Raw genomic sequence first — 19,904 nt, 5'->3', positions numbered from 1 at the left:
ATCAGCCTCCTATCTGGTTCATATATCTTTTGCTCTGGCTCGGACATTCGGTGCTCAGGTTGAAATTCTGGGGTTTGTGGCTGATGGCCTCCCGGATAGTGCTCTCCAGCAGCTCCTCTTCGAGCCCCCTCAGGTTCACTTCATGCTCTGAATGGAGGCAGGCCTTGAGGCGCCCGTCCGAGGTGATGCGCACGCGGTTGCAGGTCGGGCAGAAATGGTTGCTCATCGGGCGGATAAGTCCTACGGAACCTTTGGCGCCGTCCAGTTTGTACAGAGTGGCCACGCCTTCTGTCCTCTCCAGCTGCAGTCCATCCACTTTTTCGAGGACGGTCTCGGCTGTCAGGAATACGTTGTGGTCCCAGTCCTGGCACTGTCCCATCGGCATCAACTCGATAAAACGGACCTGGATGGCATTGTCTCTGGTCAGGTTCACAAAATCCACGATCTCATCGTCATTGTGGCCGCCCATCAGCACTACATTCAGCTTCAGGTTGGTGAACCCGGCTTCCTCCGCGCTGCGTATTCCGTCCAGAACATCCGAGAGCTTTCCGCCCCTGGTGATGTCCGCATATTTCTCCGGGTTCAGGGTATCCAGGCTGATGTTGAGCCTGTGCAGTCCAGCCGCCTTCAGGTCTTTGGCGAATTTCGGAAGCAGGATTCCATTGGTGGTCATGCACACTTCCTCGATTCCCTCCACGGCAGAAACTTTTTCGCAGATAGACACGATACCTTTGCGTACAAGGGGTTCTCCGCCTGTCAGCCTGATTTTGCGGATGCCGCTCTTTGCGGATGCCCTGACGACTTTTTCGATTTCCTCCACAGACATGATGTCCTCATGCTCCATATGTTCCACACCGTCAGCAGGCATGCAGTATTTACAGCGCAGGTTGCAAAAGTCTGTTACGGAAAGTCTCAAATAATATATATCCCTGTTAAATGTATCTTTCATATTTTTTCTCCTTAGCTATATAACCAATAGGCATCGATCATCTGATTTTTCTCTATGGTAAGGGTTCCCGGTTTGATTTCCGCAATCAGGTTGCATCCTTTCATGGAGGAAATGGAGCCGTTTTCCTGGGATTCGATGGGTTCAAAGCAAGCCTTTCCCTCTTCGATCGTCAGGCGTCCCCGGATATATCTTCCCGTCGGACTTGGTTTCATATAATTCCGGCACATAGCCACCTGCACTTTCCGAAGGCCGCACTCACTGCGTCCCATCAGTCTGTGGATAAAAGGAATCCCCAGCAGCTGCAAGGTTACCAGGGCCGAAGCCGGATTTCCGGAAAGTCCCAGAATCAGTTTCTTGTCCAGCACGGCAGCCACAACGGCGCCTCCTGGCTTGATGGCAATTTTCCAGAACAGGGTTTCGGCGCCCAAAAGCTTCAGGGCGTCCTTCACCAGGTCATAATCCCCCACCGATACGCCGCCGGTGGTGACGACCATATCTGAGAAGGCTAAAGCCGTCCTGATGGACCGGGCTATTTCCTGGGCTGTATCCCTGGCTATGCCTCCATCCAGAACCGTGACTCCAGTCTCTTCCATATACCCGCCCAGGGTATAATGGCTGCTGTTGCGGATTTTGGCCGGTTCCAGGGGCATGTTCACATCCAGCAGCTCATCGCCTGTATTGACGATGCTAATGACCGGCTTTCGCACCACGCGGGGTCTTGCAACGCCTAGGGAAGCCAGCAGTCCTGCAATGGAGGGCGTTATGACCGTGCCTTCTGTCACGACTTCCGTTCCCAGGGCAATATCCTCTCCTGCGTCCACAATGTTGGAATGCGGCTTATAGCACTGAAACAGGGTGACTGTGTCCGAGTCAAATTCTGTATCCTCATACCTGGTCACTGCATCTGCACCTTTTGGAATTGGAGCTCCTGTCAGGATTTTCGCCGCGGTACCTGGAAGCACTTCTTTCTGCGGGTAAGTGCCAGCAGGGATTTCCTCGGTAATCTGCAGGGTCACGGGTGCTTTTCTGGATGCATTTTCGGTATCCGATGCGCGGAATGCGTATCCATCCAGGGGCGAACGGGAAAAAGGAGGTATCATCTCTTTGGCAATGACCGTCTCCGCCAGAACCCTTCCTCTGGACTTGTCAATGCCGACCTCTTCATACGTAAGCTCTACCGGGATATCTTCCAGCTTCTTCAGCGCTTCCCCCAGGGGAATCCCAAAGGGAATCCTGCGGACGAAATGTTCCACAAGGAAATCGGCCATTCCGCTTACATCATCCAGACCGAAACAGGGAATCTCATCGGTAATCTTCCTGTCGCAGACGAGTGCCTCTAATTCCTGCACCGGAACGGACAGCTCGTGGCCGGAAGCCTCCCTGTATACGCCTATCTTGGGGGCTCCTCCCGCTCTGTATCCTTCCGCGATGATGAGGTCCACATCCCGGACATTGAGCATGATCTCTGCCAGAGTGAGCTCCACGGGCGTCTTCTCAATCAGGGCCATCTTGGTCCGGGAGGATATGGATATGATATCCGCTCCTGCCTGTGCAAACTTCCAGGTATCCTTGCCTTCCCGATCTATATCGAATTCGTGCGCATCATGCTTTATTACGGCAATTCTTAGATTTTTTCTCTTCAGCTCAGGTATCAGTTTCTCTATGAATGTGGTCTTTCCTGAGCCCGAATACCCTACAAAAGACACAACTGGTGTATGAAATGCCATATGATTATTCTCCTTAATACTGAATTTGGACAAATAAAAAACCCCTGTCAAAGGCAGAGGTTCTATCATCAGGTCATAAACCCGGCATCATACAATGAATGCTTTGATAAAATATCTCCTTCTAATAACGGAAGGCAATGCCGTTTCCAGCAGTACCCTGTGAATGTCGTGAAACATTCAGGCTTGAATTCATAGCTTTCGCCTTAGAAATTCAAGTTCGGAGTTTTGTTTCTTGGATTATATCACAACTGCTGGATATTCTCAATCTTTTAGGTTATAATTATGTTGCATAATCTCGATAAGTAAATGGTATTTCGCATAAATACCACCTGTATATTCATGATAGAATCCAATAAAATGCAAAGATTCTTAATCCAGAGTGAGGAAAATCAATGAAAGAGACAAACATCGTCAATAGCCCCATAGCGTCTGAAGAATTTGAAAACAAGAAATCCCAGGCATATAATTATATTAAAAACGCGCTTACCAGCCATGTCTTCCCATCCGGCACCGTTTTGTCCGAAAGAAAACTCAGCGAGATGTACGACATGAGCCGCACGCCCATCCGGGATGCCTTGAACCAGCTGACCCACGAGGGACTTCTGAAATTTGTGCCCGGTCAGGGGGCGACCGTTCCGGAATATACCATCGAGGACATTCTGGAGGTTTATGACCTGATGGAGATCATGCAGATTTACGCCATACAGCGCTGCATCCAGAACTACGACCGCATTCCCGTGCAGAAAATATCCGATATTTTTCATTCCATGGAGGCATCCCTGCAATCCGACGATATAAACGATTTTGTCCGCTGGGACCACGACTTCCACCAGTTCTTCATTGTCAATTCCGGCAACCAGAGATTGATGGAGCAGTTCGAGCCATTAGATGCCCAGAGCTCCCGTTTTAAAGCCACCGCAACAGAAGAGCGTACCCAGGCAAGCCGTTCCTCCCGGGAACACAAAGCCGTACTGGATGCTTTCCTCTCCCGGGATCCGGACGCCGCTGCCGCTGCTATGAAGAACCACTACCAGAATATCCGTCAGTATCATATTGATAAATTATTATTCAGAATCAAATTTTAACAACTTGTAACTTGGGCCCTATGGGTCCTTTTTTTGTGCCCTATAAATATATACAGCAAAAAAAAGATGGAAGGCCAAGGCCTTCCATCCCTCTCAATTTGAGGAGTTAAAATTCAGCAAAATGATTACAATGCAAGTTGCTTTCCTAACTCATAGGCACGAATCTTTAATTCCTGGTTATGTTCCGCAGATTCCGGATTATTCGCCTGGGTGCACACAATGTTGCCGGCCCATTCAAATCCGTAAGCAGGATACGTAGAAGAAATGTAGTCAAAGTAGGAATCATAAGCATGCTCATCTTCCATTCCCTGTGAATAGACGGTCGCAATCTTCTTCGTCCCGAACCTCGGTGTGCCGTCCTGGCCAACCAAAGGGAACAATCTGTCATATAAGTTCTTTACCGGTCCTGACATCTGCATGAAGTAAATCGGAGAACCGATTACCACTGCATCCGCTTCTTTGACCTTCTGAAGGGCGGTGTGCAACTCATCTTTAATCACACAGTCGTCATTCATGCGGCATCCAAAGCAGCTCTGGCAAGCCATAAACTTCATTTTGAACAGAGTGTAAAAATCCACTTCCGCGCCATTATCCCTTGCACCCTGTGCCACGAGATTTAAAAGAGTTACGGTGTTTCCATCCATACGGGGACTTCCGTTGTATATTACTAATTTCTTCATACGTTAATACGTCCTTTCAATATTAAAACGCGATAAATCCGAGATTCAGTGATTTTCCAGCTATTGTAACGTTGCTTGACTGTGCTTTGCCAGCAGCATCAACTTTAACTGTGTATTCACCATCTTCCAGACCATCAAATTTGAAATCTCCAAAGAAGTTGGTCTGAGCGGTCTGGAGTACCTTACCGTCTTGTTCAAGTGTTACTGTTGCATTTTCGAAGCAGTCGCCATCAACGGTGATTCCGCCAGCTACGAAGTTTTTGGTGAACATGAAAAGGTTTTTGTACAGAACGTGTGGGTTGGTTCCCAGTTCAGCCTTGTATGCTTCCAGTCCTTCTGCAGCAGCCAGTTTAGCCATTTCTTCAGGCTCGCAGTCATAGAATGACATGGATCCTGTTGGGCAGTTGTGTACGCATCTTGGCATTTTAGGAGCCCATTCAGCGCTGTCAAGAAGGTGTGCACACATGGTACATTTCTGAGCGATATCAGCTTCATCATTCCAGTAGATTGCTCCGTATGGACATGAATCAACCAGCTCTTTGTTTCCTTTTGCTGCTACCATATCGATCATAACGATACCGTCTTCACGTCTGGTAATAGCGCCTTTGCTAGCTGCAACGCAAGGAGCGTTTTCGCAATGCTGGCATGGCATCGGAAGGAATTTAACATCATTACGGGAATATTTTCCACGCTCTCTTCTTTCGATGTTCATCCAACGATGGCCGTGACGAGGCTGAGCGGCTGTATAGCCTTCCCAATTGTTGTCTACATGCTCATCTTTGCATCCCATGAAGCAGTTGTTGCAGTCATGGCACCAACGAACATCAATAACTATATATTTCTGTTTCATCATTAATTCTCCTTTCAGTTTTCGGTCCATTTTACTTTAGTAGATTTCGTAAATATCCCCGTTCCATTTTTCAACTTCGATCTGAGCACTGTTTGGTGCCATACCGCAAGCATATTTGGACATATAGCGATCTGGAGTAAGAATGTTTACACATCCGCCTCTGTCAGCTGAGCATCCTGGTTTTCCAAGTGGATCGTAAACCGCGCAGGATTCATAGGAATGAACTGTTCCTGGCTGTGTACGCTCACCAACCTGTGCATAAAGGATAACGGATCCACGGTCATTGAATGCTCTTACAAGGTCGCCTTCTTTGATTCCGCGAGCCGCAGCATCTTCAGAGTTGATACGGATAATCCAGTAAGAATAGCCGTCAACTTCTACACGGTGATCTTTGATGTCGTTCATGAAGCTGTCTTTTCCATCGCCCATGGTATGCATGGAGAATCTTGGATGAGGTGAAAGCATTCCCAAAGGATATTTCTTTGCAAGTTCGCAGTGGTGACTTTCCCAAGCTTTTACATAGGTATGCATAGCTGGACGGTATTCATCCACAAATCCCTGCTCTTCGAAGCGCTTAATGCTGGTAGCAATAAACTCAACTTTACCTGTCTGGGTCTGAAGGCCTTTGTATCCAACAGAGTTGTTGCAACGTGGACCCCAGTCTGGAGTATCTTTTTCTCTCTCTTCAGCAAACCATCTGAGAGCAACAGTTTTCTTACGTGTTGTGTTATCTGGAACTACCAGGTAGCCTTTTTTGAAGAAATCTGCAAATGTCATGAGTTTTGGACAGTCAGTAGCATTGTAATACTGCTCAACCCATGCCAGTTCGTCTTTTCCTTCAGTGAACTGTCCTTCGAAGCCTAATTTCTTTGCAAAGAATGCATAGATATCGTAATCGGATTTTGATTCTCCGAGTGGCTCGATACATTTCATCTGTAAGGAGATTACACGGTGGTTACACAGTGTATAGTTGTCCGGAATGTAACCGGAGCAGTTAGCGAACTCTGAGATATCCCAACGCTCGTAGTTTGTACAAGCAGGCAGGATGACATCTGCGAATGGAACTTCACCTTCAAACCAGATAGACTGGCTTACTACGAAATCAAGTTCTGAATCCGTGTACATCTTGGCATATCTGTTAGTAGCGGTCATGGTTCCGATGTGTGGTCCGCCATATTTCCAGTACATTTTGATTCTTGAATATCCAGGAGCTGGATACTGGTACTGATGCATCTGGTGAGGAATGTCTCCGCCGCAGAAGCCTTTACCAGACCACTGGAATTCTTTGCCCATGATGCATTCTGGAATTTTAAGTCTTGGAATGTGCTGTCCCTGTCCATTATTGATGTTGGATGGTGATGGGAAAGTGGTTTTTCCGTCGAACATTCTCCATGCAAACTTGAAGCCTGCAGCAGAGTTGTCGCAGTCACCGGAGATTCCGCCTTCAGCGTATCCTGGGAAGTAGAATTCTGTGTCAAGTGGTGCGCCCTGTGTTGTACTCCACATGTTAGAGCCTGGTTTACCCATTCCCTGCATGGTAGCGAGAGCAATCATACCACGTGACCATTCAATACCATGAGTAGCACGGCAAGCGCCACCCCATCCGCCTAAACCGCCGGCAGCAAGGTATGTGTTCTTTTTGCCCCATTCACGGGCAAGAGCTCTGATATCACAAGCTGGAATGCCTGTCTCTTTTTCAGCCCATTCACATGTTTTTGGCTCTCCGTCGGTCTTTCCGAGTACATACTCTGACCATTCTTCAAATCCATATGCATGTGTAGCAACATATTCTTTATCGTAGGATCCTTCTGTTAACCATGTGTAAGCGATTGCAAAGGAAAGAGCATGGTCTGTACCAGTTTTTGGTGAGAACCATTTGTCGCCAATCCAGTTTGCTGTATGGTTGAAGAAAGGATCGATGAATACCATCTTAACGCCCAGGTCCTTTAACCATTTACGTCTGATAGTGGATTCAAACGCAGCGTAGATACCACTGTTAACCTCAGGATCAGATGACCAGAATACGATCATTTCTGCATATTTCAGACCATCTTCAAGAAGATCGTACTGCTCTGGGTTACCAAGTCTCCAGCTGAATCCCCACATATGCATTCCGCCCCAGTGCCAGCCTTCCCAGCTGTCTGGATTATGATCTGCATAAGTGAATCCCATCATATTCATGAAACGGAAATATGTTGAGTGGCGGTATCCTACGTTACCCCATAAATGATGGGAACTTGGTGTTGAAAGGATGGCACTTGGTCCATATTCGCGTTTAATTCTGTTTACTTCGCCGCATACTATTTCTGCAGCTTCATCCCAGCTGATTCTTTCATATCCGGAAACACCACGGTTCTGGATGTTTCTTTCGCCGTTAGGATCGAAATCCACACGTTTCATTGGATATAAAATTCTCTTGTCTGAATATACCATAGACTTCTGTCCAGCTGTGAATGGAGCGATTGTAGTCTTTCTTGGTGGTGTAAATACCTTGCCTCTGGCTTCGATTTTCCAGGATTCAGGATCAGTTTCGTCAAAATCCATTGGAGTCAGTCTGACAATTTTTCCGTCTTTTACATATACGAAAACAGGACCGCCCGTACTGGAATTTGTCATGCGCACTTCCTGCGATCCGTTGATGCTGCATGCAGAAGTTCCTGCTCCCACGGTAACGCAACTTACATTTTCATTTTGCATTTCAATAGTTCCTCCTTAACTTTCGATTGTTGATGTGGCATGTTACATTATGTCAGCTGTTCCTACATGCCACACAAAGAGATTCATTCTCGGTTCTGATAACAACACTTCAGCAGCAGCCCGCGGGATCCCCAAACATCATGTATGTCCCATTAAAACATCATCATTCAATAGAGGCAGGGATGTAATTAAAAGTGGCTGTTGTTTACAATTAATATTGCGTATAACAACAACCTGATCGTCCGGTACGCGGATACCGGAGCAATCCAACAGTTAGTTTGGGAATTTCCGACACGGGACAGCTTCTGTATGAATTATCATTTCCACATAACATACTTTAGTGTATGTAGTCGGAATACAGTCAACCGCTTCTTTGCTTAAAACATCCCAAAAATACCCCCTCCTTCTTTGTGAAATATTTACAAAATAAATTCTCCTACTTGATTAGTGGGATAATTTTCTCATATCCTTTCACCATATAACTGTATAATATTCTGTGCAGATTGTACTACTTCACATTCTAACAAATTCGGCTCCCTGCGTCAATGACCGCAGCAAGAAAAAAGAGCGCTTCCGTACCAGCCGGAAGCACTCTTTCTTAATATATTATATGTCAGTATTAGTCTTCTTTGCCTTTCCAGTTTTTGGAATATCCGATAACACAGAGTATTCCAAGTACAACAGCAAGACCAACTAAATAATATGCAACAACTAAACTAACTGGTTCCATAATTTATTCCTCCTCTTTAAATAGTGCCTTACCAGGATTAGTCACTTTCCAGATAATTGTCATAATACTGGCAAGTACGAATCCTAAAATTAACTGAGTCAAAATAATAGTCCATAACCATCCCATAATTATTGTGCTCCTTTCTTATGCTGTTTATGCATTTGCTCTAGCTTTTGCAGCCCTTGCATCCATTCTTACCTGTCTTCTAAGGCCAGGTTTTCCAGGCAGTATCGCCGTAAGTACAACACCAAATACGATAGATACAAGCAATACGGCGTACATATTAACATTGAACGGTGCAGGCATTGAATTGGCCACACTTGGTACAAATGTCCAGATAAGATCTACTATAAAAGCGACAACGATGGTAACCCATGCAGCTGTTCTGTTGATTTTCCAGTGCAGACCGATAATAAAGACTACGAATACTGGCATACCGAATGAGAACACCCAGAGGAATACTGGCATTACTACCGGAACAGTAAGAGCAGGAATAACAAGGAGAACCGCACATACGATGATCATGACTTTCATCAGGTTCATTTCTGTCTTGTCCTTCATGTTAGGGAACAGAGCACCTTTAATAATATCTGTGGTAACAACGTTCGCATTTGCGAGTACGATACCACCGCCTGTTGAAAGAGTTGCGCAAAGCAACGCAATCATAAGAAGTCCAACGATTGGGGCAGGAAGTGCTTCCTGGGCAAGCAGAGGAACTACAAGCTTTCCAATATTAGATCCGCCTGCAGATACAACAGAAGGAATGGTCATACCAATCAGACCCATACATACCCAAGGAACGCAGGACATGAAGTTGATGCCGGCTCCAAGGAAAACACCTTTACGGCAGGACTGTGAATCTTTTGCACCGAAGAAAGGCTGCATCATAACCTGAGCCACACCGCCGGCGGTGGAATGAAGAATGATAACAGGCAGGATGATATTGAACCAAACGCCCTGATTTCCTAAATTTAACTGGGTCAGTTTTCCAACGGTTCCAAGACCTTCGTAAAAGTCTTTAACATATCCCCATCCGCCAAGGTTGGCAGCCAGGTATCCGCCCAGAAGGAAAAGGGCTGTATAAGAACCGATGATCATAACGATGGAGTTGATGATGTTCAGCCATGCCATCTGAAGAAGGCCGCCGAACAATACGTAGCATACGATCAGACAGAATCCAATCAGGATACACCATGGCTGGAAAGGAATTTTTCCGCCGCTCAGACCATAGATAGCTGTACCGGTCGCGATTGTCTCAGATGCTCCGATTCCGGTCCAAGTCATCGTCTGGACGCAGGCATGAAGGAAACCGAGTTTCTTACCGTAAATTTTTTCAATAATCTGTGGAACTGTTTTACATCCGGACTCATGCATCCATGGTCCAAACCAGAGCATTGCGAGCGGCAGGAAGATTGCACCTGCACCGATACCCCACATTGCTGCTGAGGCTCCAAGTGGTCCGGTTGATGCCTCCCAAAGAGACATAGTATGTCCTGATCCTAAAGGCGCCAATACGAATGCGAACGTAACCAGAACCCATCCCATCTGTCCGCCAGCATCAGCGAAGTCTGCTGCAGTCTTAACCTTCTTTCTTGTGTAAAGACTGGCAACGATAATGAGTGCAACGAAGTACACCAAAGCAATTGCTAAAGCCAATGTCATTTCCCCCTTTAATCATATTTACCACTTTTTTCCGCAAAAAAGCAGCACACCATTCATTTTCCCTTTACCTCTACCAAACAATTGTGATTATATGCTATATAATAGCTATACAGTCAACATTTATTGTGCAGATTTATGCATATTTTTTCTAAATCATTACAAATCCTTGATAATAGTGTAAGAATCCCTATTGACTGTATACTTGATATACATGGTATTATCATTAAATATTATAATAAATTCATATTCGAGGTATAAAATGAGATTTGGTGCGAAATTCTGGGCAATACTTTTAACCGTCGCTTTCGTCAGCGGAATTGTAATCATGGGGCTGATCCAGGTAATCATGGGCTGATCCGACTTTTAATGTTACAAAAAAACAGCCGCCTTTCCGATAGGAATGGCGGCTAATTTTATTGTCTTCAAATTGGAAGAACAGGACACCTCCGGAATATGTATTTCGCATATAATCTTTCACGGACGTGTACGAGCTATACTGTTTTATATACAAATTTAACATATCTTTTCCGTTTGATATATTTTTTTTATTATTTTTCTACATATATCATAACGCTTTTTTCTAATCCTCCTGCAAAACATTGACATATTGACGGGACCTCAAAAATAAGGCATAATACGTTTATCAGCATTCAACATTGGCCCGGATGCAGAACCGGACACGCAGTGAGAAGTGTTTTTATTTTTAGTTAGGAGGAAGTATGCCAGCATTTACAAACAGGGTTTCATCCAGGGATTCCAAATCCGTAAACCCCGAAGAACCCCAGAACGTTAAGGAACTGCCGGAAAAGGCTAAATATACCATATCCGAAATGGCAAGAATCAACGGAATTTCGCGACAAACTCTTATTTATTATGACAAGAACAGAATTTTCCAGCCGGATCTAGTGGGAGAAAACGGGTACCGGTATTACAGTCCCCAATCCATACCCTTTTTAAGAGAAATCTGCTTCCTCAAATCCATCGGAATTTCTTTGAAGGACATCAACTCCCATGTTTACACCAGGAACTTTGACAGTGCTATTGATTTCCTGACCGTCCAGAAAGCCGATCTGGAAAATGAAATCCTTGACCTGCGCAAGAAATGTGCATCTCTGACCAACCGACTGAACGTGTATAAAAAAGCTGGAATTTACAAGGATACAGCCCTCAAACCTTTCATCGAACATTTCCCGGAAAGAAAAATCTGTTTCTTTCCATGGAATACAACGGATATGAACCGAACCGTTCTGCATCTTGCCCTCATGCAGGCCTGGACAGAACTGGAGCGGTATGGGCTTTATGTAGAAAACGGCTGGGGTGCCATGCTTCATTCCAGAAACCTGGCTAGCGGCGATCTCATCCGGGAAGCCGGCGGATATGCGAACCTGCCCCTGGACTGCGAAGTGGACGAAGGCATGGAGGGCATCATCACCATACCGGAAGGCGATTTCGCCTGCATGAGCAAATACGGCATGCCCTATGAAATAAAGTATATATATTATCTGGTCGACTGGATTGAGAAAAACGACTATGAAATCATCGGTGATATCTATGACGAATGTTTCCTGGATCAGACATTCTACGATAAGGATTACGAGGTCGATTTCTGTCAGATCCAGATTCCGATCCGCAAGAAAAACAGTTGAATTATAATAAAAGGCTCCCAGTCATATGGACGGGGAGCCTTTTTCTAACGATAAAAGGGGTTTTATCAGTTGTTAGCTTATTGCTGTAAAAGGATTATCTGTTTGGTCTTAGTTCACAATATGATGTATACTTACAATACAGTCAATTTGATTTATTGCACAAATATTTTTCACATATTTCTTTCATCAATTTTGTTTCTATAGAAGAAACAATTCTATCGAAGCAATTACTAGCCAAAATACTGTATTGACTGTATACTTGATATACATATTAACCTATTTCTATAAACACATCCGGAGGAATAAAAAGTGAAGAAAAGGCTTGTAATCGGTATCAGCGGGGCCAGCGGTCTGCCTATTGCCGTTGAACTGCTCAGAGAGATCAAAAACAATCCAGAATGGGAAAGCCATGTGGTGATATCCAAGGGTGCTCTTCGAACGCTGGAAATGGAAAGTTCCTATACAGAACAGGACCTGCTGGACTTATGCGGGCATCACTATAACCTGAACGACATCGGGGCAAGCATTGCCAGCGGAACCTTCCAAACTGAAGGAATGATAATCGTCCCCTGCAGTATGAAGACCCTGGCAGGAATTACAACCGGCTATTCAGACAATCTGCTGCTGAGAGCCGCCGATGTTACCATCAAGGAAAGGCGGAAGCTGGTTCTTGTAGCACGGGAAACCCCCTTAAGCCCTATCCACCTGAATAATATGCTGACACTCTCAAACATGGGCGCCATTATAATGCCTCCTATGCAGACCTTCTATAATAAGCCGAAAACCATCGACGATATGATCTACCATATGGTGGGCAAGATTCTCGGTGTATACGGAATATCCTGCAGCCGCTTCCACAGATGGGATCCAGACGGACTTGATACAGTTAAATAAAGAAAGTGCCATGCGCTGATGCGCATGGCACTACATGATTGGCTTCTACCCTATATCGCATGATGAATGGCGTAGTGTGCCGCAAACTTAAAGAAATCATTTAAAACATCGCTTTTGCTAGTTTTCTTCCTGGTAAGCTTCATCGGGAGGAATTTCGCCGGGCAATCTTCGTGTATCGGGATGAATCGGAGATTTTCATTTGCCATGATCTCGGCTTCCTCATATATCAGGGATACGCCTTCACCAGACTCAATAGCAAACAAAAACTCTTCAAAGTCTTCGAACTCGGCCTTCACTCGGGGCTCGAAACCGAAGTACACGCAGACCTGATACAGGAAATCTTCTTCCAAAGGAATATCTGTTGGCTTATACCTGATGAAATCGTATCCAGACAAATCTGACAGGCTGATTTCTTCATCCCCAAAGCACGGAAAGTTCTTGTGTAGAACAATGCCTACCTGGGACTCAAACAATGAGAGGGCTTCAACATTTTTCAATCGGCATACGTCATGGTTCGCAATCAGTATCGCGTCATAATATCCGTTCAAAAGGCCTTCAATCAGTTTTTTCTGGGTATTTCTTTCTTTAATAATCTGTACTCCCTTGTTTTTAGATCGGTAGTCAGAAAGCATCTGTGAAAGGAAACTGTTAGTCTTGATATGCGGGGTGCACCCAATGCTGATGCGTCCCTCGCTTTTATTAACCGTCCTCTGGGCTTCCAGGAGGGTTTCTTCCCACTGCAGGGTCATTTCATTTAATTTCTCTGACATTATTTCACCAGCAGCCGTAAGTTTGACCGTCTTAGTGGTTCTATTAAATAGCATGAACCCCAGTTCTTCTTCGAGCATCGATATCTGTCTGCTGATGTTGGATTGCGAAATAAACAGGTTTCTTGCGGAACTGCTAAAATTCAGAGTTTTAGCCACATCCAAAAAACACCTGATTTGTAAGTCTGTCATTAAAATCACCCTCGCATTCATTTTATATATCTAAATTTAGCATATATACTAAGTATACAGTCAAACCTTATTTGCGGAGACATATTTCACAATAAAGCTTTTGATATTTTATGAGTAATGCATATATTACCGAAAATTGATTCCCAATACGGATAAAACGTCCGCTTCATGTCGGCATATTTAACATTCTTTCAATACGCACCAATTTATGCTATTATAGGGATAATGTGTGTTTTTTAACAATCATATTTTGGAGGGTATACATATTGAAAGATGAAAAGAATGTTATGCTTACCATTTCTGAAATGTCACAGATACATGACATTTCAAGACAGACGCTTATTTATTATGATAAGATCAATCTTTTCCGACCAGCTTTTGTGGACGAAAACGGATACAGGTATTACAGTTCCATGCAGATTCCCCTTCTTAAGGAAATCTGCTTCCTCAAATCCATCGGCGTTAAGCTGGAAGACATCAAGGAAACTACCACCGGCGAATCCACGGATGACACCATGAAGCTGCTGGATGATCAGCAGAATAAAATAGACGAGCAGATCGGACTTATGCAGATCCAGAAAAAGCAGATTCAGGAAAGGGTCAGCATTTACAAGTCAGCAAGCGAATACAGCCAGGAATTCAACAAGCCCACTATCGAGTATTTTCCTGAGAGACATGCTATCTGGATCCCCTGGACCGAAGGGGTATATACACGCACGGAGCTGCATAACGCTTTGCTGAAAATATGGAATTTCACATCGACTTTCGGATACCTTCCAAGCAGGCGATGGGGGGCCGTATTGTTCGCAGAACACCTGGAGTCCGAGAATCCCCTTCATGTGGCCGGAGGGTGCACCTTCGTCCCCAACGATATGACCATAACGGAAAACACCTTAATCTTTCCGGAAGGAAAATATGTCTGCATGTCAAAATATGGCATGCCTTATGAATTTTCCCATGTAAAAAAGCTCGTGCGCTGGATTTACGAAAATGGTTATAAAATAACAGGAAACATATATGATGAATGCATTATGGATGCAATATTCTACGGAAACGACCGTGAAGTGGACTTCTGCCAGCTGCAGATTCCCATTGCCCCAGTTTGATGAACCGGCAATTTGACAAAAAATGGCCTGAAACATTTGATCAGAATCCGATCAGATCGTTTCAGGCCTTTTTTTATTTTCTTTTCGGTTTTCTGCGGATTGAGAAGATATCCAGATTAAACCGTTTGTTTATGAATCCCATAATCCCTTTCGGTGCAATGAGGATGATTATGATTGCGATGACGCCCAGGATGATATTGCTGATTCCCGGGAAGTTATACAGGTACTGCCGGAGGATTATATAGACGATTGCCCCGATAACCGGCCCTTCTATAGTTCCCGAACCACCTATGATAACCATAAATACCATCGCTATTGTCCAGTCAATACTGAAAGCCGAAGACGGAATAATATAGGCCTGGTTCATGAAGAGCAGGCATCCTGTGATAGCCACCCAGATTGCAGCGATCAGGAAAATGATCAGCTTGCTTCTGTACAGCCGGACACCGCGCACTTCCGCAGATGCCGCATTATCCCGGATTGCCATCAGCCCCAGCCCCAGCCGGGAACGGAGTACCAATACGACAATAACGATAGATCCAAGGCCCACCACCAGGGAAATCCAATACATGACCTCCGGGCGGATGCGGTATGCTGCTGTTATCGGATAACCGATTCCGTAGTTTACGAATTTCCAGTTTACAAAGAATATATACAATGCTTCCGCTATGATCCATGTGCCTATTGTAAAGTAAACTCCGCTCATCTTAAATATCGGGGCGGAAATAACAAGGGCAAACACAACCGCAACCACTCCTGCTACAATAAATCCTGCCACCAAAGGCATTTTATAGGCCTGGGTCGTGACGGCTATCGCATAGCCTCCGATGCCGATGAACGCCTGCTGTCCAAGCGAAGTCAGCCCCGTATATCCGCTCAGCAGATTCCACATCTGGGCCAGGGAAAGATATAATAATACGAGTACCGCCACGCTCAGGGAGTAACGGGAACCCCAGAGCGGCATAGAGATGAGAGCTAAGACAATCACCGCAAATATGACCGGTTTTATGACCGGGGAGGTTTTTCTGGCTTCTTTGATTTCAGTTCTGTTCATTCTTCCTTACCTCCCTTACTTACGTTTCGCATTTGAAAGCAGCCCCGCAGGACGGATCGTCAGCAGAACCAGCATGATTATGTATCCCGACAGTATCTGTGCACCGGTTCCGAAGAAATATGCACCCAGCAGCTGTCCAAGCCCGAGGATCAGACCTCCCAGCATGGTACCCACTATACTTCCCATTCCTCCGATAACAACCACACCGAAGGCGATTATCAGGTACTGGGTTCCAGAGTATGGATAGAACACGAAGGTATTGCCTACCAGCAGGCCTGCAATACAGGCAGTCAGCATGGCAATAGCCATTGTTATCGCATAATACAGTTTCGTATTGACGCCCATAAGCTCAGCCGCCTTGGTATTGTCCGAGGCAGAACGGATGGCACGTCCCAGGTATGTCCCCCGGATGATCAGCGTCAGCGCGGCGATTACCAGAATAGCCACAATGAAGTTGGCCAGGTAGGCGCCGGATATGGAAAAGTATTTGGTTGATACGACATTTACCTGTGCAAAATCACTTGCGATGGAACGGGCATCCGCTCCAAAAATCAGATCCAGTACATTCTGGATGATGATTGAAAGGCCGAAGGTGACCAGCAGAGCCGGTTCATCCCCTTTATCGATTACTGCGTTTACCAGGAATTTCTGAAACAAAAAGCCCAGTATAACCATGCAGACCATGGTTATAAGCAATGCGATGATAATGCTGTCTACAAACTGGGTACTGAAAACCATAATAAGGAAAGACGACAGGATCATCAGGTTTCCGTGTGCTATATTTGTAAGTCCCATAATTCCGAAAATAATGGACATGCCTACTCCAATGATGGCATACAGCCCGCCAAGAAGTATGCCGGTCACTATGGATTGGATCAATAATTGCATCTTTTCAACCTCCTATGCATACTTGTTGATGCCGAAAAAGGCATCCTTGACTTCGTCTTCGGGCAGCTCTGCAGAGGCGCCCGACATTACGACGCCTCCCTTGACCATAACGTAACTGTAGTTCGAATTTTCGAGGCTTCTATGAACCTCCTGGTCCACAATAAGAAAGGTCACTCCGCTTCCGTTTATTTCATGCACCCTTTCAAAAATATCTCCTATGATTACCGGAGCAAGACCCAGGGAGATTTCATCGCAGATGATCATCTTGGGGTCGGACATGATGGCGCGGGCAATGGCAAGCATCTGCCTTTGTCCACCGCTCAGGAAACTGGCCAGCTGTTTTTCTTTCTCTTTCAGAACAGGAAACAGGGTAAAAACCCTCTCTATCAGTTCCTCTTTTTTCTTTCTTTTCTCCGGTATATAAGCTCCCATAAGGAGGTTTTCCTTTACACTCATTCCTTCGAAAATCATGCTTCCTTCCGGAGCCATGGTAATGCCTTTGCGCACGATCATACTGGTTCGCATTCCTGTAATGTCCTCGCCATTGAAAATGATTTTTCCTTTTTGAGGTTTGTTGATTCCCATTACCGCATCCAAAAGTGTGGACTTGCCCGCTCCGTTCGCTCCGATCAGGGAGGTGATGGATCCCCGCCGGATATCCATCGTCACATCATGGATTGCCCTGAAATCCCCGTAGCTGACATCCACGTCTTCAATTCTCAGGATCACTTCATCTGTCATTTCTTCTTCACCCCCAGATAAACTCTTTCCACTTCCTCCGACGCCATTACATTGCAGGCTTCGCCGCATATGACGTTTTTGCCTTCAGCCAGAAGCAGGACTCTGTCCGTTCCTTTCATCATTGTCTGGATAACATGCTCGATCCACACGATACTGTAACCTTCCTTTTTCAGGGTAGCTACGATATCCAGGATGGCTCCGATTTCAGTTTCGGTCAGACCGCCGGCTACCTCATCAAACAGCAGCACCTTTGGTTTTGAGGCCAAGGCAATGCCGATTTCAAGCCGCTTTCTGTTCAGGATACCGAGCGTACCGGCCACGGTCGTCATTTTGTCTGTAAGTCCGATCAGTTCCAGAATTTCTTCCGCACGGGCGCCCGCTGCCTTCTGACTCATTTTATTTCCAAACACGCCGCCCACCATAACATTTTCATAAGCGGTCAGTTTTTCAAAAGCGCGCGGCACCTGGAATGTACGTCCCAAACCCATGTAAACTCTTTCCGTTATGGATTTGTGCGTAATATCCTGACCCATGAATATTATCTTGCCGGCAGTCGGCTTGAGTATTCCCGTGAGCAGGTCCAGCATAACTGTCTTTCCGGCTCCGTTTGGACCAATGACCCCCAAGGTCTCATTGTCTTCCAATTCAAAATTTACATCCTTCAGAACCTGGTTGTTTCCAAAGGAAATAGCCAGGTGTTCCACCTTTAATATCGGTTCCACATTTTTACCTCCCAAGTATTAATAAAGACCCTTATTTATATTCTTATATGATAGCACAAGTACCTCTTTAATACAAGATACCATCGGTATACCGAAAGATACCTGCAGCCAAAGCCACAGGTATCTTCAATCCTATTCGGTTATTAATTCTGCTGATTACTTAACCGTATATCCAGGAAGGAAAATCGGGTCGTTCTCTTTTGATATCCCGACGAAGTTGCCATTGGAAATGATATTGGATTCAAATCCCCAGGTATCGCTCTTAATCCACTGTCCAGTAACAATTGGTGCACGGAATACGTGCTTTTCATCCGCTTTCAAAGCTCCAAATATTCCTTCATAGTCAACTGCTCCGATGGCATCACGGATTGTCTCCGGTTTAAGATCATCGCATTTGCTAAGTGCTTCTGAAAGAACTTCAAAGAACGCCAGGTCATAACCGATTGTAAACGGATATTCGGATTTCTTTTCAGTTTCCCAGGCTGTAGCCAGCTCTTCCGGCGTACTTCCGAGCAGGGTGGATTTGAACTGGTAGGTACGGTTCCAATGTCTCTCGGACATGATGCCTGTTCCGATATCGTTTCCTAATGCCGCAACATCCGTGTAGAACTGTAATGCTTTTCCTACAACCATTGCTTTAGGAACATATCCCTGCTGCTGGAACTGCTGCCAGGCAGTTGTAAAGTTCGGTGTGATCTGATTTCCAATAACGATATCACAATCAGCATTTTTCAGCTGGGTGATAATGTTGGTATAGTCTGTGGTAGATGAGGCGAAACGGCCCGGATCTACGATTTCATAGCCACGGCCTGGAAGTTTCTCATTCAGCATGGCAGAGAAGGTTACGCCGTCAACTTCACTGTCAAACAAATATCCGACTCTTTTGTTTGTGTCCAGCTTGTCCAAAGCATCAATGTATCCTTCCACAAGGTCATCCAGATAAAACATGATTCCATAGGACCACTCATAAGGTCCTCCTGTCAGCCAGGAATCAGCCGGACTGTTTTCGATAAGGCATGGAATCTGATTACGTTCTGCGACGGCCGCAACCGGCAGGGATGTATCCGGAGTCCACGCTCCTGCAAGGATATCAACTTTCTCATCCAATACAAGCTTGTTTGCCACTTCAGATGCTTTCGTGGAACTCGATTCAGAGTCTGCTGTCACAACACGGATAGGGAGCTTCTTATCATATGCCTTGATGTAGATGCCTCCATCTTCGTTGATTTTCGCAACCGCCTGATCCATAACCCAGCTGAAAGCTGCTGTGTGGGCAGAAATCGGACCGGTAAACGGAGCCACATACCCAATGACAATTTCAGTCTTGTCGGCAGTCTCATCCGAGCTGCCACATCCTGCCAATACAGCCGGTACCAGCAGAATCAATGACAATAGTAAAGCAAAAATACGAGTGATCTTTTTCATAAAACTCCTCCTTGTGATAAAATTTGTATTTTATTTTTTGAAAGAATTTGGTATATTCTTTCAAAACAAATCCGAGTAGAAAATTAGTC

16 protein-coding genes and 1 riboswitch are annotated in these 19,904 nt (G+C 45.3%); of the genes, 4 read left to right on the top strand and 12 right to left on the bottom strand.

Translation table 11 applies throughout. The annotated features are described in order from the left end of the window. Position 1: 1 nt before the first annotated feature. Complete coding sequence (moaA, locus tag BUA79_RS04310; RefSeq protein ID WP_073993133.1) at positions 2-949, bottom strand: GTP 3',8-cyclase MoaA; 948 nt, start codon at positions 947-949, stop codon at positions 2-4. 11 nt (positions 950-960) lie between these two features. Then, positions 961-2,676 carry a molybdopterin-guanine dinucleotide biosynthesis protein B gene (gene mobB, locus BUA79_RS04305; protein ID WP_073993132.1) on the bottom strand — a complete coding sequence of 572 codons (1,716 nt, stop codon included), beginning with the start codon at positions 2,674-2,676 and terminating at the stop codon, positions 961-963. 99 nt (positions 2,677-2,775) lie between these two features. Continuing rightward, a riboswitch (molybdenum cofactor riboswitch) is annotated at positions 2,776-2,911 on the bottom strand. Positions 2,912-3,068: 157 nt separating this feature from the next. Here mobB and BUA79_RS04300 point away from each other — a divergent pair. Continuing rightward, positions 3,069-3,761 (top strand): GntR family transcriptional regulator, encoded by a 693-nt coding sequence (locus tag BUA79_RS04300; RefSeq protein ID WP_073993131.1) that lies wholly within the window; start codon positions 3,069-3,071, stop codon positions 3,759-3,761. A gap of 125 nt (positions 3,762-3,886) precedes the next feature. On the opposite strand, the gene BUA79_RS04295 is transcribed toward BUA79_RS04300, so the two are convergent. From BUA79_RS04295 to BUA79_RS04280, 4 genes are all read right to left on the bottom strand, one after another. Beyond that, complete coding sequence (locus tag BUA79_RS04295; protein WP_073993130.1) at positions 3,887-4,441, bottom strand: flavodoxin family protein; 555 nt, start codon at positions 4,439-4,441, stop codon at positions 3,887-3,889. 22 nt (positions 4,442-4,463) lie between these two features. After that, a complete protein-coding gene (locus BUA79_RS04290; protein ID WP_073993129.1) occupies positions 4,464-5,291 on the bottom strand; it encodes a 4Fe-4S dicluster domain-containing protein in 828 nt (275 codons plus the stop codon). Positions 5,292-5,327: 36 nt separating this feature from the next. After that, entirely contained in the window at positions 5,328-7,988 is a 2,661-nt protein-coding gene (locus BUA79_RS04285) for a molybdopterin-dependent oxidoreductase (protein WP_094757304.1), read from the bottom strand. A gap of 883 nt (positions 7,989-8,871) precedes the next feature. Continuing rightward, a complete protein-coding gene (locus tag BUA79_RS04280; protein ID WP_073993128.1) occupies positions 8,872-10,374 on the bottom strand; it encodes a sodium:solute symporter family protein in 1,503 nt (500 codons plus the stop codon). 725 nt (positions 10,375-11,099) lie between these two features. Between BUA79_RS04280 and BUA79_RS04270 the strand changes: the two genes are divergently transcribed. Together BUA79_RS04270 and BUA79_RS04265 are read left to right on the top strand one after the other, a co-directional pair. After that, entirely contained in the window at positions 11,100-12,026 is a 927-nt protein-coding gene (locus BUA79_RS04270; protein WP_094757302.1) for a MerR family transcriptional regulator, read from the top strand. 309 nt (positions 12,027-12,335) lie between these two features. Continuing rightward, positions 12,336-12,920, top strand: coding sequence for a UbiX family flavin prenyltransferase (locus BUA79_RS04265; RefSeq protein ID WP_073993126.1), 585 nt, complete (start codon positions 12,336-12,338; stop codon positions 12,918-12,920). A 50-nt stretch (positions 12,921-12,970) separates the two neighbouring features. Here BUA79_RS04265 and BUA79_RS04260 read toward each other — a convergent pair whose 3' ends face one another. Further along, positions 12,971-13,879, bottom strand: coding sequence for a LysR family transcriptional regulator (locus BUA79_RS04260; protein ID WP_073993125.1), 909 nt, complete (start codon positions 13,877-13,879; stop codon positions 12,971-12,973). Positions 13,880-14,145: 266 nt separating this feature from the next. On the opposite strand from BUA79_RS04260, the gene BUA79_RS04255 reads away from it, so the two are divergent. Beyond that, on the top strand, positions 14,146-14,985 hold the full coding sequence (locus BUA79_RS04255; RefSeq protein ID WP_094757300.1) for a MerR family transcriptional regulator: 840 nt from the start codon (positions 14,146-14,148) through the stop codon (positions 14,983-14,985). Between the two features lie 73 nt (positions 14,986-15,058). On the opposite strand, the gene BUA79_RS04250 is transcribed toward BUA79_RS04255, so the two are convergent. From BUA79_RS04250 to BUA79_RS04230, 5 genes are all read right to left on the bottom strand, one after another. Then, positions 15,059-16,039 carry a branched-chain amino acid ABC transporter permease gene (locus tag BUA79_RS04250; protein WP_073993124.1) on the bottom strand — a complete coding sequence of 327 codons (981 nt, stop codon included), beginning with the start codon at positions 16,037-16,039 and terminating at the stop codon, positions 15,059-15,061. 15 nt (positions 16,040-16,054) lie between these two features. Beyond that, positions 16,055-16,927 carry a branched-chain amino acid ABC transporter permease gene (locus tag BUA79_RS04245; RefSeq protein WP_073993123.1) on the bottom strand — a complete coding sequence of 291 codons (873 nt, stop codon included), beginning with the start codon at positions 16,925-16,927 and terminating at the stop codon, positions 16,055-16,057. 12 nt (positions 16,928-16,939) lie between these two features. Continuing rightward, positions 16,940-17,668 (bottom strand): ABC transporter ATP-binding protein, encoded by a 729-nt coding sequence (locus tag BUA79_RS04240; RefSeq protein ID WP_073993122.1) that lies wholly within the window; start codon positions 17,666-17,668, stop codon positions 16,940-16,942. Continuing rightward, positions 17,665-18,390 (bottom strand): ABC transporter ATP-binding protein, encoded by a 726-nt coding sequence (locus BUA79_RS04235; protein WP_073993121.1) that lies wholly within the window; start codon positions 18,388-18,390, stop codon positions 17,665-17,667. The genes BUA79_RS04240 and BUA79_RS04235 overlap by 4 nt, the downstream gene beginning before the upstream one ends. A gap of 156 nt (positions 18,391-18,546) precedes the next feature. Next, positions 18,547-19,815: an ABC transporter substrate-binding protein gene (locus BUA79_RS04230; protein WP_073993120.1), complete on the bottom strand. Its 1,269-nt coding sequence runs from the start codon at positions 19,813-19,815 to the stop codon at positions 18,547-18,549. Positions 19,816-19,904 lie beyond the last annotated feature (89 nt).

The organism is Parasporobacterium paucivorans DSM 15970, assembly GCF_900141895.1.
In the GTDB taxonomy this organism is placed as follows: domain Bacteria; phylum Bacillota; class Clostridia; order Lachnospirales; family Lachnospiraceae; genus Parasporobacterium; species Parasporobacterium paucivorans.
This window is presented reverse-complemented; position numbering and strand designations above follow the sequence as displayed.